This window comes from Rhodococcus sp. 06-221-2 (assembly GCF_002258365.1).
In the GTDB taxonomy this organism is placed as follows: Bacteria; Actinomycetota; Actinomycetes; order Mycobacteriales; family Mycobacteriaceae; genus Rhodococcoides; species Rhodococcoides fascians.
Map to the genome: position 1 here is coordinate 606,199 of NZ_NOYJ01000030.1, position 14,795 is coordinate 620,993.

13 protein-coding genes and 1 tRNA gene are annotated in these 14,795 nt (G+C 64.2%); 9 read left to right on the plus strand and 5 right to left on the minus strand.

Translation table 11 applies throughout. The features are described from left to right. The first annotated feature begins 43 nt into the window (after positions 1–43). The 4 genes from CH281_RS18955 (at position 44) to CH281_RS18970 (ending at position 3,968) form a co-directional block, all read left to right on the plus strand. Complete coding sequence (locus CH281_RS18955) at positions 44–667, plus strand: TetR/AcrR family transcriptional regulator (RefSeq protein WP_094695304.1); 624 nt, start codon at positions 44–46, stop codon at positions 665–667. 242 nt (positions 668–909) lie between these two features. Then, the gene (solA, locus tag CH281_RS18960) at positions 910–2,043 is read left to right on the plus strand and encodes an N-methyl-L-tryptophan oxidase (protein WP_094695306.1); all 1,134 of its coding nucleotides are present in this window, start codon (positions 910–912) and stop codon (positions 2,041–2,043) included. 189 nt (positions 2,044–2,232) lie between these two features. Next, positions 2,233–3,318: an S-(hydroxymethyl)mycothiol dehydrogenase gene (locus CH281_RS18965; RefSeq protein ID WP_094695308.1), complete on the plus strand. Its 1,086-nt coding sequence runs from the start codon at positions 2,233–2,235 to the stop codon at positions 3,316–3,318. A gap of 29 nt (positions 3,319–3,347) precedes the next feature. Beyond that, complete coding sequence (locus CH281_RS18970; RefSeq protein ID WP_094695373.1) at positions 3,348–3,968, plus strand: MBL fold metallo-hydrolase; 621 nt, start codon at positions 3,348–3,350, stop codon at positions 3,966–3,968. 187 nt (positions 3,969–4,155) lie between these two features. Here CH281_RS18970 and CH281_RS18975 read toward each other — a convergent pair whose 3' ends face one another. Beyond that, the gene (locus CH281_RS18975) at positions 4,156–5,586 is read right to left on the minus strand and encodes an aldehyde dehydrogenase family protein (protein WP_094695310.1); all 1,431 of its coding nucleotides are present in this window, start codon (positions 5,584–5,586) and stop codon (positions 4,156–4,158) included. A 381-nt stretch (positions 5,587–5,967) separates the two neighbouring features. On the opposite strand from CH281_RS18975, the gene CH281_RS18980 reads away from it, so the two are divergent. The 3 genes from CH281_RS18980 to CH281_RS18990 all read left to right on the plus strand — a co-directional run bounded on the left by CH281_RS18980 (position 5,968) and on the right by CH281_RS18990 (position 9,177). Beyond that, on the plus strand, positions 5,968–6,612 hold the full coding sequence (locus CH281_RS18980) for a TetR/AcrR family transcriptional regulator (RefSeq protein ID WP_094695312.1): 645 nt from the start codon (positions 5,968–5,970) through the stop codon (positions 6,610–6,612). Between the two features lie 892 nt (positions 6,613–7,504). Beyond that, complete coding sequence (locus tag CH281_RS27565; RefSeq protein ID WP_373453887.1) at positions 7,505–7,861, plus strand: phosphotransferase; 357 nt, start codon at positions 7,505–7,507, stop codon at positions 7,859–7,861. An 8-nt stretch (positions 7,862–7,869) separates the two neighbouring features. After that, complete coding sequence (locus tag CH281_RS18990) at positions 7,870–9,177, plus strand: aspartate aminotransferase family protein (RefSeq protein WP_094695316.1); 1,308 nt, start codon at positions 7,870–7,872, stop codon at positions 9,175–9,177. A gap of 834 nt (positions 9,178–10,011) precedes the next feature. On the opposite strand, the gene CH281_RS19000 is transcribed toward CH281_RS18990, so the two are convergent. Together CH281_RS19000 and CH281_RS19005 are read right to left on the minus strand one after the other, a co-directional pair. Continuing rightward, positions 10,012–10,085 (minus strand) — tRNA-Lys (locus CH281_RS19000). A 92-nt stretch (positions 10,086–10,177) separates the two neighbouring features. After that, complete coding sequence (locus CH281_RS19005) at positions 10,178–10,399, minus strand: DUF3618 domain-containing protein (protein ID WP_027497653.1); 222 nt, start codon at positions 10,397–10,399, stop codon at positions 10,178–10,180. Between the two features lie 78 nt (positions 10,400–10,477). On the opposite strand from CH281_RS19005, the gene bcp reads away from it, so the two are divergent. Continuing rightward, positions 10,478–10,951 carry a thioredoxin-dependent thiol peroxidase gene (gene bcp, locus CH281_RS19010; RefSeq protein ID WP_032375973.1) on the plus strand — a complete coding sequence of 158 codons (474 nt, stop codon included), beginning with the start codon at positions 10,478–10,480 and terminating at the stop codon, positions 10,949–10,951. Here bcp and CH281_RS19015 read toward each other — a convergent pair. Together CH281_RS19015 and CH281_RS19020 are read right to left on the minus strand one after the other, a co-directional pair. Then, positions 10,940–12,304: a dipeptidase gene (locus tag CH281_RS19015; RefSeq protein WP_094695320.1), complete on the minus strand. Its 1,365-nt coding sequence runs from the start codon at positions 12,302–12,304 to the stop codon at positions 10,940–10,942. The genes bcp and CH281_RS19015 overlap by 12 nt on opposite strands. A gap of 74 nt (positions 12,305–12,378) precedes the next feature. Beyond that, entirely contained in the window at positions 12,379–13,659 is a 1,281-nt protein-coding gene (locus CH281_RS19020) for a hypothetical protein (RefSeq protein ID WP_094695322.1), read from the minus strand. Positions 13,660–14,017: 358 nt separating this feature from the next. Between CH281_RS19020 and CH281_RS19025 the strand changes: the two genes are divergently transcribed. Further along, on the plus strand, positions 14,018–14,656 hold the full coding sequence (locus tag CH281_RS19025) for a TetR/AcrR family transcriptional regulator (RefSeq protein ID WP_080736329.1): 639 nt from the start codon (positions 14,018–14,020) through the stop codon (positions 14,654–14,656). Positions 14,657–14,795: the final 139 nt, after the last annotated feature.

The following is a 14,795-nucleotide window of genomic DNA, read 5'->3' on the forward strand; positions in this document are numbered from 1 at the left end:
TCATTCGATCGGCGCGACCAGCGACACGGACCCAGGAGTGCGGATGGCGAAAGGTTCAGCGGCAGGCACACTCTCGCTCCGCGAGCGAAACAAGATCCGCACGCGGCAAGAGCTGCTGCAGTCAGCACTGGAGGTCTTTGCCGAGGTCGGGTATGGCGGCGCCACTGTCGAAGCCATCGCAGCCTTGGCGGGAGCGTCGAAGGTGACGGTCTACACCTACTTCCCCCAGGGGCGAGAAGAACTCTTCCGCGAGCTCTACGAGCAGATCAACACCGAGCTCCTCGAACGTGCCGCCGTCGTCTACAGCGAGCCCGGCGACTTCGCAGACCACATCCAGGCCCTGGCCCGAGCCCTGTTCGACGTCGCCGAGCGCCCACTGCAGGGCAGGTTCTATTCGATCGACGACCCGGCACTCGATCAGGCTGTGAACCCGGTCCGTGGGCATGCCTCGAGCGTGTGGATCGGCCTGATCTCCGAGGATCTCGCACATGCGGCCGCTCGCGGAGAGATCGGTACCGACAACCCGGATGCCCTGGCCACCCTCATCGTCGGTGCCATGCGGTGGGCTCTGACCGATATCGCGCGTAGGCGTGCAACCGCTCACGATCTGCTGGCCGGGCTCGACGCACTGGTCCGCGGACTGTCGCATCGACACACCGTCGCCTGAACGGCACCTCCGAGAGCAATAATTTGTACGGTTAGTTCAAAAATAGATCTCTCCGTCTTGACAATTGTCGACGTGGACCTAAACTGAGCGCTACGGAGTGAGCGAGCTCACTCGATGTCCTCGGTGGTCCTGCTTTCGCATCGCGCGCATCCCAACGCACGCAGAGCAGACCGCGAACACTGCTCGTCGGCTCGTCCGAGCCAACTCCACAGCAACACCTCGACAGAAGGAGAGTGGCGGCGATGTCGCGCTTTGACGTAATCATCATCGGAGCAGGAACGTGGGGCAGCTCCACCGCCTGGCAGCTCGCCGAGCGCGGACACAAGGTCCTCGCGATCGATGCCTTCACTCCCCCGCACGCACACGGATCTCACGCGGGCGCAACCAGACTCGCGCGCCAGTCCAACAGCACCGGACCCGAATACGTCGAGCTGACCCAGAAGGCGTTCGCTGCCTGGAAGACGATCGCCGACCGTACGGGCATCGAAGTGATGAAGACGACCGGCAACGTCTTCGTGGGCACCCCCGGTTCGAAGTGGTTCGACAACACACTGAGAAACCTCGAGGCCTCCCCCTTCGAACACGAGATCTTCACCGGTGACGATGCTCGTGCCCGCTTCCCGCGCGTTCGGATCGCCGACGGCGAGTTGGCGGTCTGGGAGCCCAACGCAGCAGTCTCGCAGGTACAGCCCTCGATCCACGCGATGCAGCAACTCGGCCGCGAGGCCGGCGTACAGGTCAAGTACGGCGAGAAGGTGCTGGACTGGACCGCCGACGATCACGGTGTCGTCGTGACGACCGCAGCAGGCCGATACGAGGCGGACCGCCTCGTCGTCACCGTCGGTGCCTTCTCCAATTCCGTACTGGGACTGGACTTCCCCACCCGTGTCGAGCGCCAGGTTCTGGCGAATTTCGCGATCGATCCCGCCGCACCCCGATTGCCGTCGCTGTACGTGGCTGCACCGGCCGGCGACGATTCGGCACCGTCGTACGGGTGCCCCGAACCCGACGGCACATTCAAGGTCAGCGTCCCCGGCAAGGGCAACGTCATCGACCCCGACTCCCTCTCGCAGGATGTCACCCAGGCCGACCTCGACACAGTGCTGTCCTTCGTGCGCTCCCGTCTCCCCGAGATCACCGGCGACCCGGTGGCAACGACAGTGTGCATGTGGACCGAATCCGAAGACGGCCACTGGCTGATCGGTCGTCACCCCGCCCACGAACGCGTCGTTCTCGGTGCCGGCTGCAACGGCCGAGGATTCCGCTACGCCCCGGTCATCGGCAGCATCCTCGCCGACATGACCGAAGGCACTGATCACGCCGAACTCTCCCGATTCGACCTCGGACGGTACGAGATTGCGTCGACTCTGACCTAGGGGCTCAGAAAGGCCACAACGACGATTACGACCATCGCGGTGAGCTCGACGACAGCCTGCGTCGACTGCACCAGACCTTGAATGCTCCGGACTTCGGTGCGTTGATGCGCGCCGCAACACGGTGACGGCCTTACCGCCGCAACGGAATTCCGCCCGAGAATGCTCGGCTCCTACTGCAGAAAGAAGCCCATGCCTGAAAATGTCCGCGGCGTTATTGCCCGATCCAAGGACGCCGAAGTCGAGCTCGTCGACATCGTCATCCCCGACCCCGGCCCCCACGACGTCGTCGTGAAGATTCAGGCCTGCGGGGTCTGCCACACCGACCTGACCTACCGCGACGGCGGCATCAACGACGAATTTCCATTCCTGCTAGGCCACGAAGCCGCCGGCATCGTCGACACCATCGGCGACGCAGTCACCCACGTGTCCGTCGGCGACTTCGTAGTCCTCAACTGGCGCGCGGTCTGCGGAGAATGCCGCGCCTGCAAACGCGGCCGCCCCTGGTACTGCTTCGACACCCACAACGCCTCACAGAAGATGACCCTCACCGACGGCACCGAACTCACCCCCGCCCTCGGCATCGGCTCGTTCGCCGACAAAACACTCGTCCACGAAGGACAGTGCACCAAAGTCGACCCGACCGCCGACCCCGCCGTCGTCGGACTCCTCGGCTGCGGCGTCATGGCCGGCCTCGGAGCAGCGGTCAACACCGGCAACATCACCCGCGGAGACTCCGTCGCCGTCATCGGCTGCGGCGGCGTCGGAGATGCCGCCATCGCAGGAGCAGCCCTCGCCGGAGCGTCGATCATCATCGCCATCGACCGCGACGACACCAAACTCGCCTGGGCACAAGAACTCGGTGCCACCCACACCGTCAACGCCTCCCACACCGCCCCGATCGACGCCGTCAAAGATCTCACCGGCGGCCACGGAGCCGATGTCGTCATCGACGCCGTCGGACGCCCCGAAACCTGGAAGCAAGCCTTCTACAGTCGCGATCTCGCCGGCACCGTCGTCCTCGTCGGCGTCCCCACCCCGAACATGCGCGTCGAGATGCCACTGCTCGACTTCTTCTCCCACGGAGGACAACTCAAGTCCTCCTGGTACGGCGACTGCCTACCCGAACGCGACTTCCCCACCCTCGTCGACCTACACATGCAAGGCCGTCTCCCGCTGGAAAAATTCGTCACCGAACGCATCGACCTCGGCGACGTCGAAAAAGCCTTCGACCGCATGCACGCCGGCGAGGTCCTTCGATCGGTCGTCGTCCCGTGAACGTCGAAACACTCGTCAACGCAGGCGGTATGCGGATCGAACGAGTGGTCACCACAGGGGTATTCGAACTCGACGGCGGATCATGGGAAGTCGAGAACAACATCTACCTCATCGGTGACGACGCCGACGTCGTGGTCATCGACGCCGCCCACACCGCACAGCCCATCATCGATGCCGTCGCCGGCCGCCACGTCAACGCTGTCCTGTGCACCCACGGACACAACGACCACATCACCGTAGCCCCCGAACTCGGCCACAAGCTTCACGCGCCGATCCTGCTGCACCCCGGTGACGACGTCCTGTGGAAGCAGACGCACCCCGATACCGCCCATTGGACCCTCGACGACGGTCAGCGGATCGCTGTGGCAAGCACCGACATCGAGGTCATCCACACACCCGGGCATTCCCCAGGCTCGGTGTGCCTCTACCTGCCCGAGGTCGGTGTCCTGTTCTCCGGAGACACCCTCTTCTCCGGCGGCCCCGGTGCCACCGGGCGCTCGTACTCCGACTTCCCCACCATCATCGGATCGATCCGCGACCGGCTCTTCGCCCTCCCCGAGGAGACCACCGTTCTGACCGGGCATGGTAATGGCACCACCATCGGCACCGAATCACCCCACCTCGCCGAGTGGATCGCTCGCGGTAACTGACACACATCCGTACGCATTCGATACACCACTATGGCGGCGGGCCGCCCCTGAGGGGAGGCCCGCCATAGTCGTGTCCATACATTCGACAAGTGTTGTCATGCAGCCCTGTTCGGCGCTTTCACTGCAGAGCGATGCCCGGCACGTTCGGTAAAGAAAACGTGCTGGGCATCGCCGGTTCGGGGGCTGATCAGTAACTGATGATCTGCGGTGCGCCCAACTGCTTGAGTCCTTCGACACCGAACTCGAGGCCGTAGCCGGACTGCTTCGCGCCTCCGAACGGCACTCGGGGATCGACGGCACCGTGCTTGTTGATCCACACTGTCCCGGCCTCGATCCGCGCCGCCACCTCGCGGGCCTGATCGATGTTCGACGACCATACCGATGCGCCGAGACCGACATCGAGCGCATTGGCCATCTCGACGGCCTCGCCGACCGTAGAGTAGCGGATGATCGGCAGAGCGGGCCCGAACTGCTCCTGGGTGACCAGGTCGTTGTCGTTGCCGATATCGGCGACGAGCGTGGTGGGGTAGAAGTAGCCGACCTGGCCTGCCTCAGGATTGCCGCCGGTGAGAACGCGAGCTCCGGACGCCTTCGCAGCGTCGACCAAAGTGGCCACGATGTCGAACTGGGCCTTGTTCTGCAGCGGTCCGAGGACGTTGTTCTCGTCCATTCCGACGCCCATCGGCATTGCCGCCGCTACCTCGACCAAGGCATCGCACACGTCGGTGTAGACGTCGTCGTGGACGTACAAGCGCTTGAGTGCTGCGCAGGTCTGTCCGGTGTTGATGAATGCACCCCAGAAAAGATCCTGCGCAACAGCTTTCGCGTCGACGTCGGGAAGCACGATGCCGGCATCGTTGCCGCCGAGCTCGAGGGTCAGACGCTTGACGGTGTCGGCCGACGATCGGATGATCGCCTTGCCGGTCGCCGTGGAGCCGGTGAACATGAGCTTGTCGATGTCGGTGTGAGAGGACAGCGCCTCGCCGATGTCGCGTCCACCCGCCACCACGTGCAACACCTCTGCGGGCAGCTGGCTATTGATGACATGGACCAGGGCGAGCACCGACAGTGGGGTGTATTCCGACGGCTTCATCACCACGGTGTTGCCCATGCGCAATGCGGGGGCCAACTGCCAGACGCTGATCATCATCGGCCAGTTCCACGGGCCGATCGCACCGACGACGCCGAGTGGGCGGTAGCGCAGCTCTGCGTGTCCCTCGCCGTCGTCGACGACCTTCTCGGGCTGCAGATCGAAGCTTGCTGTGGCGCGCAGCCACGAGGCGCATGCACCGACCTCGAACCGCGCGTTCGGCCCGTTGAGGGGTTTGCCTTGCTCGCGTGAGAGCAGTTCGGCGAGGGCTTCGGTGCTGGCTTCGACGGCGTCGGCGGCACGCAGCAGGTATGCACTTCGGTCACTGTGACTCGTTGCAGCCCAGTCGGTCTGGGCAGCACGCGCCCGTGCGATGGCATCCTCGAGGTCGGCGGTCGACCGTTCGGGAGCACGACCCACGACGGCACCGGTGGCGGGGTCGAGAATCTCTCGTCCTCCGGCGGAGGGCTGGATGGCGTCGAGCAACTGCTGCACCGAGAGTGTGTCGATGTCTGTGGTGATCGTCATGGAGGTTCCCTTTCGAATGTGACTCACGTCATCAAAACACACGGATAGGTCAATATCTAGACGTACCGTTCAAATTTCGCGAGAAATATTCTGCAGTAACGCTTTCCCTGTGCGTGGACGGTCCGAAACCGGGCGAACCAACATCGGTGGCCCACGACGGATCACCCGCACCGAAATCGATCGGCGTCGACGGATTCGTCGGCGACAGCGTGCGTCACCAGACGAGAAGACGCCTCGACTGTCGAGTCACCGAGGAGCGCATATAGCATCGCGGCGTATCCGAATGCTGGATGAACGGGCTGCGCGGCGGGTCAGCACCGCGCGATTTCCCAACGTCGTCCAGCGCCGGACGGGAGAGTCACGCAACAGGAGGAGCGGCACATGCGAGTGGACACTGAGGAGCAGGCTCCGCGGCTGACTCTGCGTGAGCGCAACCGCCTCCGGACGCGGCGGGAATTGCTCGATGCCGCCTTGGAAGTGTTCGCCGAGGCCGGTTACGGGTCGGCGTCGGTCGAGAACATCGCCGAACGTGCCGGCGCAGCCAAAGGGACGTTGTACACCTACTTCCCCCAGGGGCGCGAGCAGCTGTTCTGTGAGCTCTACGAGGAAATCAACAATGAGTTGATCGATAAAGCGAACGCGATCTACTCCTCCGAGGGCGACTTCACCGGTCGAATCGTCGCCACAACCCAGGCGATCGCCGACATCGCGGCGCAACCGCGACTGGGCCGCTTCTACGCCATCGACGACCCCTCACTGGACCAAGCTCTCACCCTCGTCCGCGGTCACGCATCCAGTGTGATCGCTCAGCACATCGCACAGGACTACGCAGCAAGCGTGTCGGGCTCACAGCTCGACGCCGTCCCGGCCGAGCACTTTCATGTCGTCGCAGAACTTCTCACCGGGGCGATGCGGTCGGCACTGACCAGTGTCGCGCACGGCACTCGCACGGGCGACGACGTGGCCAAGGCGATGCGCACCCTCGCCGAGGGCGTGGTGGCGGTCACCAAGTCGGAAAAAACCTGACCTGACCGTTCAATAAATGCACGTTCCGTCTTGACTATGACGCTCGATGCAGCGATGCTAGTTGTACGCCCACCTACGTGAGCGTCGTCACCAGCAGTCACCGGCGGCCTTTTCTCCGGTGCGGTACTCGCGCTGCGTGGTGTGTACACGCCAGACGGAGGAGCCGCCGTGACCGACCGCTCGACGAGTTCCACAGACAATTCCGCGCGCTCGAACTCCTCGGTGCACGCGCACGCCATCGTCGAACGCGCACTCGCCGTATACGGGTTCGCCGGTCATGACCTCACTTTGGTCAAGTACCGGGAGAATCACGTATTCCGACTGCGCCGCGCGGCCGGGGATCTCGCTGTTCGCTTGCACCGCGCCTCGTACAACACCAACGATGCGATCGCCGCTGAGCTCGACCTTCTGCTGGCGTTGGCCGGGGCCGGGTTCGATGTGCCCGCCGTGGTGCCCACGGTGGACGGTGACCTCTACACCACTGTGGTCGACGATGGGGTCGAACGAACGGTCAGTGTGCTGCGCTGGGTGAACGATGCAGCAGCGATGGGCTACATCGAATCGGCGTTCGCGGGAACCTCCACGATGACCTCGGAGCAGTTCCATCGAGTCGGTGCACTGGCAGGCGAGCTGCACAATCATCTGAGCACCCGCGATGCGTCCGGCGGTGCATCTCGCCCGAGCTGGGATTTCGAGGGGTTGGTCGGCCGAGACGCCGTCTGGGGTGACCCTCTCGCCCTCGCCGAGCTCGACCCGGTCCGGCCCCTGATCGCCGATGCGCTGAACACTCTGTCCAGGCACCCTGTCGGCGGTCGCAAAGACATGCGAGAACTACTCGCTCATTCACGCCGAATTTATACCAGAAAACGTGCTGGTGGCCGGCGAGCGAGCAGTGTTGATCGACTTCGACGATGCCGGACACGGATGGCATGCGTTCGAGATCGCGACACTATGGTTCTGGTTTCAACCGCCCCCTCTGTTCGAGCAGTACGCCGCGGCCGCACTCGCCAGCTACGCCTCGACCCGAGGCCACGTCGACCACACGCTCCTCTCGGGCATGACCCTCGCTCGAGGATTGACCTACCTCGGTTGGGCCGCCGCCAGGCGTGGTGACCCCACAGCGGACTTCATCGCCGGCTCCTTGGTCGACCTGGTCGCTCGCAACGCCGCACAGTACTTGGCTCTACACCCCCTCGCGCCCGAGCCCGCGAACACCCTCGCCCACCCCACCCTGTCCTGCCTACTCTGAGGTTTCCGATGACTGCACTGCACTCCGGCACCACCGCCCTCCCGGCATCCGACGCTTCCGACTTGCTCCGGCGGCGCTCCGCCGTGCTGGGCCCGCACACCCCGATGTTCTACGTCGACGACCCCCTGCAGATCGTCTCGGCCACCGGAGTACGGGTCACCGGGTCGGACGGGCGGGTATACCTCGACGCCTACAACAACGTCCCCCACGTCGGGCACTGCCACCCCGCCGTCGTGGAGGCAATCACCCGCGCGCTCTCGACGGTCAACGTCCACAGCCGGTACCTCACCGACACCCCCATCGCGTACGCCGAGGCATTGCTCTCCCGGTTCCCGCGCTCGCTGGACCGAATGTTCTTCACCAACAGCGGGTCCGAGGCCAACGACCTCGCTCTGAGAATGGCGCACTTTCACACCGGCCACTCCGGGATCCTGATCAGCGATCACAGCTATCACGGCAACACCCAGGCCATGGCTGCCGTCACCACCGGCCTGCCCAAGTCGGGTCCGCTCGGCGACCACGTACGCACGTTCACTGCACCCGACACCCGCGGATCGACGCTCTCGCTCGCCGACGCTCTTGCCCAGATCGACGCTGCCATCGCCGATCTCGAACGGTCCGGGCACGGCCTGTCGGCTCTGTTGTTCGATCCACTCTTCTCCACCGAGGGACTGCCCGACCTTCCCGAGGGATACATCGACGGGCTGTGCGCACGCGTCCACAAAGCCGGCGGAGTCGTCATCTGCGACGAGGTCCAAAGCGGCTTCGGGCGAACCGCCGACCACATGTGGGGTTTCCAGTGCGCCGGCTTCCTCCCCAGCATGGTCGTCCTCGGCAAGCCGATGGGTAATGGCTTCCCGCTCGGTGGAGTCATCGCACCCGCCGAGATCGTCGAGCCCTTCTCCGCCGGAAACACCTACTTCAACACCTTCGCCACCACACCGGCCGCTGCAGCCGCCGGACACGCGGTGCTGACCGTCATGGACCGCGAAGGCCTGCTCGAGCGGGCGCAAGCAGCATCGGCGCTGTTCGAGAAGGGCTTCCACGATCTGGTCGACGGCGACGACCGGCTCACGGGGGTACGCGGAACCGGAATGTTCATGGGCATGCAGTTCGTCGACGCGGCGACCGGTGAACCAGACGGCCCCACCGCCAAAGCCGTCGTCGATGCCATGCGCGTCAACGGCGTGCTCATCGGACGAATCGGACGACACGACGAGGTCCTGAAAATTCGCCCGCCGCTGGCGTTCGGTGTCGAGGACGTATCGATCGCCCTCGACGCATTCGCCACCTCCCTCCAACAAATCCGCCGCTGATCGTCCGCGATCCGACGCAGCGACGTCATCGCCTTTGCGTGCGATGGCGATGACGTCGCGGCGGAACTCTTCGGGAAATGCTTTCGGCATGGTGAAGATCCTTCGACCGTGAGGCGCGATCCCCACAAATCAGATGTCAACCAAAGCCGGAGCAGTCCCAACCGTTTCGCGTTTAGTGCCGCTTCGTTTTTTGCGAAGGACAAAGCACCTGTCTAAGCATTACCCGGCCGAGCAGATCCTTTCGGCCCAATCCTCACCGCGAATCAATTTATCCGGTGCATCGCCTCGCCGACGTCGCTCTTGCGAGCCTACGAGCGGCTTGATCCTGCGGGATTTGAACAGCCATTGCCCGTCACGGTCTGCGCCCTCTAGGTCGCGGAACCCGCGCTTCTCCTCGTCACCGCCAGGCTCACTCTCCACCTGATCAATGCCGCCAGGTCGATCACGTCGAATGCTTCGGGCACGAACTCAACCCCAGGCATCAGCGACTGTATAGCCCCTGAACGGCGCGCTGAACTGCCCAAAGAACCCAACGGCACCCTTCTCTTTTCGGCCAAAAAGATGAGTAAGTGATGAGTTACGGGTCCGCAACCGTCCGATGACAGCGCGGGGATACCTTCACAGTGTCCGTCTGCACAGGTCAGAGCGGTAAAAGCCGCGAACTTGACTCTTAAGATTTGCGATTAAGAGTCAAGTCTCCGAAACGCCCTCCGCCGCTTGAAAACCCGCAGGTCACAGAATGTCGATCTTCGCGACGCTTGCGGTCGCCTACACGTACCAAGACAACAAAAAGTACCCCTGACCAGCAATTATGCTGTTCAGGGGCACTCGTTGTGCGCCATCAGGGATTCGAACCCCGGACCCGCTGATTAAGAGTCAGCTGCTCTAACCAACTGAGCTAATGGCGCCGATCCGCACCGCGTGTTCTCTGCGGTGCGGGAGAAACATTAACAGCAGATGCGGCCAGATGTGAAATCGGCTGGTCAAGGCACCTGTTGCGTCAGTTGAAGATCCTGCGAACCACGAGAACTGCTACCACTGCGCCGACTCCGAGCAGAGTGAACTTCACGGCCGGCTCGTTGAGCTTGGCCACCACCGTCTGCTTGGTGTTGGCGACGATGTTCTTGGGGCTGGCACGGACGCTCAGCTCGTCCAGCGTGCTGGCCAGCTGATTGCGAGCGGCCTCGATCTCGCGCTCGATTCGGTCGGTGTCCTTGGCCACGTGTCCTCCAACTTGTCTGCAAATAGTCTTGGTCGTACTCGAGCCTAGAGCACGGCGGTATTTCGATACTCTCGTGCGGTGACCGAATACAGCAAGCTCGAGCCGGGCGACACCGCTCCGGCGTTCACCCTGCCCGATGCCGACGGCAACGACGTCTCCCTCGCCGACTACGCCGGCAAGAAGGTGATCGTGTACTTCTACCCCGCCGCGAGCACCCCTGGCTGCACCAAGCAGGCCTGCGACTTCCGCGACAGCCTCGCCGAGCTCAACGGCGAAGGCCTCGAGGTCATCGGCATCTCCCCCGACAAGCCGGCCAAGCTCGCCAAGTTCCGCGACAAGGAGGAGCTGACATTCCCCCTGCTCTCCGACGAGGAGAAGACGACGTTGCAGGCCTGGGGTGCGTTCGGTGAGAAGAAGAACTACGGCAAGGTCTACGAGGGCGTCATTCGCTCCACGTTCCTCGTAGACGAGGCCGGCAAGATCGAGGTGGCGCAGTACAACGTGCGCGCCACCGGCCATGTCGCCAAGCTCCGCCGCGACCTAGCGGTGTGATCTGGCCAGTCGCTGCAGGAACAGCGCCTCGGCGACGGCCATCTTCTCGATTTCCGTCGGGTCCACGCTCTCGTTGGGGGCGTGGATCCGGCATCGGGGTTCTTCGACGCCCATCAGCACGATCTCGGCGTCCAGCAATGCCTCCGCCAACGCGTTGCACAACGGAATGGACCCGCCCTGCCCCGCCGTCCCCATGGGGCGTCCGAATGCCTCTTCCAAGGCACCTGACAACGCCGCGTAGCCCGGGCCGTCGGTTCTGGCCCGGAACGGCGAACCGATCGCTTCTCGCTCGACGGTGACGCGCGCATTCCACGGCGTGCGTGCCTCCAGATGCGCCACCAACGCGTCCTGCGCCTGCTGCGGATCCATCCCTGGCGGAACTCGCAAATTGAGCCGTGCCGAGGCTCGAGGGGAGATTGCAGCGGCCGAGCCCACGACGGGCGGGCAGTCGATTCCGAGAACGGTCAGAGCCGGGCGCGCCCATACCGCGTCGGCCACGGTGCCCGAACCCGCCAGAGCGACTCCGTCGAGCACCCCGGCATCGGATCTGAACTGCTTGGCGTCGTACGACACCCCATCCCAGGTCTGCGCGCCATCGAGACCGTCGACGGTGGTGTCACCGTGCTCGTTGCGCAGAGTCGCCAGCACCTGGATCAGTGCGCCGAGCGCATCGGGTGCCGGTCCCCCGTACATTCCGGAATGCACCTCTCCAGCAAGCGTTTCCACGTGTACGACGACGTTGGCTATCCCACGCAAGGTGGTGGTGACCGTCGGCAGACCCACCGCAGTGTTGCCGGTGTCCCCGATCACCACGACATCGGCAGCGAACAACTCGGGCCGCTCGTCGACGAGTGCTTCGAGACCGCCCGTGCCCATCTCTTCAGAACCCTCGCAGACGATGCGCACGCCGACGTCGAGCGACTCCCCCACCGCGCGCAGCGCCAGCAGATGCATCAAGATGTTGCCCTTGCAGTCGGCCGCGCCTCGGCCGTACCACCGACCGTCACGCTCGGTCAGCTCGAAAGGCTCACTGTCCCAATAGCTTCTGTCGCCGGGAGGCTGGACGTCGTAGTGCGAATACAACAGAACGGTCGGTGCTCCCGCCGGTGCCGGCCGAGAACCGACGACAGCCAGTGAGCCGTCGTTGGTCTCGATCAACTGCACGTCGGGAATTCCGGCGTCGACGAACGCCCGCTGCACCCACTGCGCTGCACCGACGCATTCCTCCACCGGGAACTGCCGAGGATCGTGCACAGATCGGAACCGGACCAGTTCTGCCAGCTCCGATTTCGCACTAGGCATCGACTTCGAGATCGCGGATCGAATGTCGGCGGGGCATACATCGGTCGGCATGGTTCCTCCAGACGAGAAATGACAGACGGGCTCTCGCCAGTCTGTCATTTGCTCGCACCTACCGAAGCGACACGTCAGCCTCCAGCCAATTCCTGCGCGATCCACTCACCTGTGTGCTGCCAGTGCCGAGCCCAAGCTTCCTGCTCGAGTTGCTCCTGGGACTTGTCCGGCTCGGGAACGACGGTGGGCACAGTCAATTGCGGCGGATCCACAGTCGCCGCAGCGGGCTGCGGGGTACCTGCAGGCGCAGCGCCCTGCGACACCCAGGACGGCGGAGTCCCTTGCTGTGGAGTCCACTGCTGCGTCGTCCCGGTCGGCGGTGTGGTCGTCGGCGCGAGGGCTGAATCCGCCGTGGGCGGGAGCGTCTTCGGCAGGGCGTCGACCGGAAGCCCAGGCACGAGCGGCGCAACGGTCGTCGGATCGACGTAGCGTGTCGCGCCGGCCAAATCGGCACCGCTGTCGCGTCGGTCGGCGCTCTGCCCGGCGGTCGCATCTCCATTACTCGGCAGCGTGGCTGCAACGGCGACACCGGCCGAGGCCACCCCGGCGAGCAGCACGGCAGCGAAGATCAGTTTGCGGCCGCCGGTCGCTGAACTCGACCTGCCCGTCGCTGTCACCGGGGACGCCGGCACCACCGTAGGGACCGTCTCCGGCACTGCGGCTTCTTCCGCGTCGTCGGCCCTCTCCGTTTCCACGAGAGCGGCCTGATCCTCGACCGGAACCGACGCGAGCCAGGCTGCCCCGCAGGCGGCGACCCGATCAGCGGCACCCACTCGCACGACGGGCACACCGAGACCGAGGGAGAGAATGTCGATCAAGTCCCGGTTGCTCGATCTGTCTCCGAACAGCGCCACGGCCTGCGGTTTCTTGCCGGATTCGTCGACCACTTCCCATGCCAGGGGAATCGTGCTGCCGATTCGTTCGGGGGACATCGAGTCCAGGGCAGCATTTTTGGCGGGCGTGAGTGTGGCATCGGCTGCGTCGGCGAGAGAGATGGATACGCCGTGTTCGCCCATGTAATAGAGCAGCACCGTGCTCGCGTCGGCGAGGTCCTTCGTACGGGCCAACCAGGACAGGAACGACTGGGATGCCGAGACGAACACCGTCGACTCGTCGGTCACTGCCGTGGCGAGTTCGGCGCGCTCGGACTCGGACCGATGCACGACGGCGACGGCGTCGACCGACACGTTCAGCGTTGCTGCCTCGGCACGCATATCCGAGATCGCGCGCGGTAGAACGGCGGTCATGTCGGGGTCGAGCGAGGTGGTGGAGTGCGCGAGCACCTCCCCCGAGGTCGGCTCGAGCAGGACCGTCTGCATCGAGCCGGATTCGATCGCTGTACCGATTGTTGCCACTGCAGTCTCCCTGTGCTCGGGGTGAGGCTCCCGACCATGAACGTCGTCCCACGGACACGAACGACGGCCACCCTGCACGGAAATTGATTCGATACCTATAACCATACCTGTTGCCCGTTTGGCTGGCCCATATTGAACTTGGGGATTGTCACAGCGAGACGGCCCGACAGCTGTCGACGCACACAGCGGTCCCCCACACGAACGACCGAATCCGGAGTGGGCGATGCGACCCGCACGACAGAAGTGGATACCGTGCACCCGCGACGGATAGCCTGACCGGGTGGAATCCTCTGCTCGTGCCCAGTCCTCGCGCCGTCTCGACGCCGCGCTCGAGTCGACGGCGCAGACTCAGGAGCTGATGCCGAGGCGCCGTCCCACGCAGGAGCGCAGCCAACGCAAATTCGACGCGTTGCTCCAGGCGTCGCGTGAACTGCTCAGCGACGTGGGCTTCGAGTCGTTCACCTGTGAAGAAGTCGCGTCACGGGCAGAGCTGCCGATCGGCACGCTGTACCAGTTCTTCGCCAACAAATACGTCATCGTCTGCGAACTCAATCGTCAGGACCTCGTGGGCGTCCAACAGGAATTGGCAGAGTTCGACGGCGAGGTCCCGTCCCTGGACTGGGTGCGGTTCCTGAACAATTTCGTCGACCACATGGCCGGCATGTGGATGACGGACCCGTCGCGCCGCGAGGTGTGGCTCGCGATGCAGTCGACACCGTCCACTCGCGCTACCGGGGTCATTCACGAGCGCGAGTTCGCCGATCAGGTCTCACGCATGCTCGGACCGTTGACGCCGCGCACACCGCGGCATCGTCGCAATCTGATGGCCCAGGTGTTGGTACACATCGTCTACTCGATGCTGAACTTCTCGGTGCAGGACGGCCAGAGCCACGAAGATGCCGTGGCCGAACTCAAGCGAATCATGATGGCGTATCTGCTCGTCGCAGAGAAGGAGAGCAGGCGTTCCGGCGGGTCGGTCAACACCGACGAAGCCTGACCCGCCCGCTTCACCCACACGAAGGCCCGCCCGATCTCGTGGCGGGTTCTAACGATCCCCGCAACACCCTCGATTTGAGGGAGTTGCGGGGATCGTGGCATGTGCTGGGTTGAAGGTGCGGTTTTTCGAGGCGTTGGAC

Coding starts and splice junctions, on each gene's coding strand:
- CH281_RS18990 (WP_094695316.1), top strand. CDS start 7,870: ATGACTGCACTGCACTCCGGCACCACCGCCCTCCCGGCATCCGACGCT.
- solA (WP_094695306.1), top strand. CDS start 910: ATGTCGCGCTTTGACGTAATCATCATCGGAGCAGGAACGTGGGGCAGC.
- CH281_RS19015 (WP_094695320.1), bottom strand. CDS start 12,304: ATGCCGACCGATGTATGCCCCGCCGACATTCGATCCGCGATCTCGAAG.
- CH281_RS18970 (WP_094695373.1), top strand. CDS start 3,348: ATGCGGATCGAACGAGTGGTCACCACAGGGGTATTCGAACTCGACGGC.
- CH281_RS19025 (WP_080736329.1), top strand. CDS start 14,018: ATGCCGAGGCGCCGTCCCACGCAGGAGCGCAGCCAACGCAAATTCGAC.
- CH281_RS18965 (WP_094695308.1), top strand. CDS start 2,233: ATGCCTGAAAATGTCCGCGGCGTTATTGCCCGATCCAAGGACGCCGAA.
- CH281_RS18980 (WP_094695312.1), top strand. CDS start 5,968: ATGCGAGTGGACACTGAGGAGCAGGCTCCGCGGCTGACTCTGCGTGAG.
- CH281_RS18955 (WP_094695304.1), top strand. CDS start 44: ATGGCGAAAGGTTCAGCGGCAGGCACACTCTCGCTCCGCGAGCGAAAC.
- CH281_RS18975 (WP_094695310.1), bottom strand. CDS start 5,586: ATGACGATCACCACAGACATCGACACACTCTCGGTGCAGCAGTTGCTC.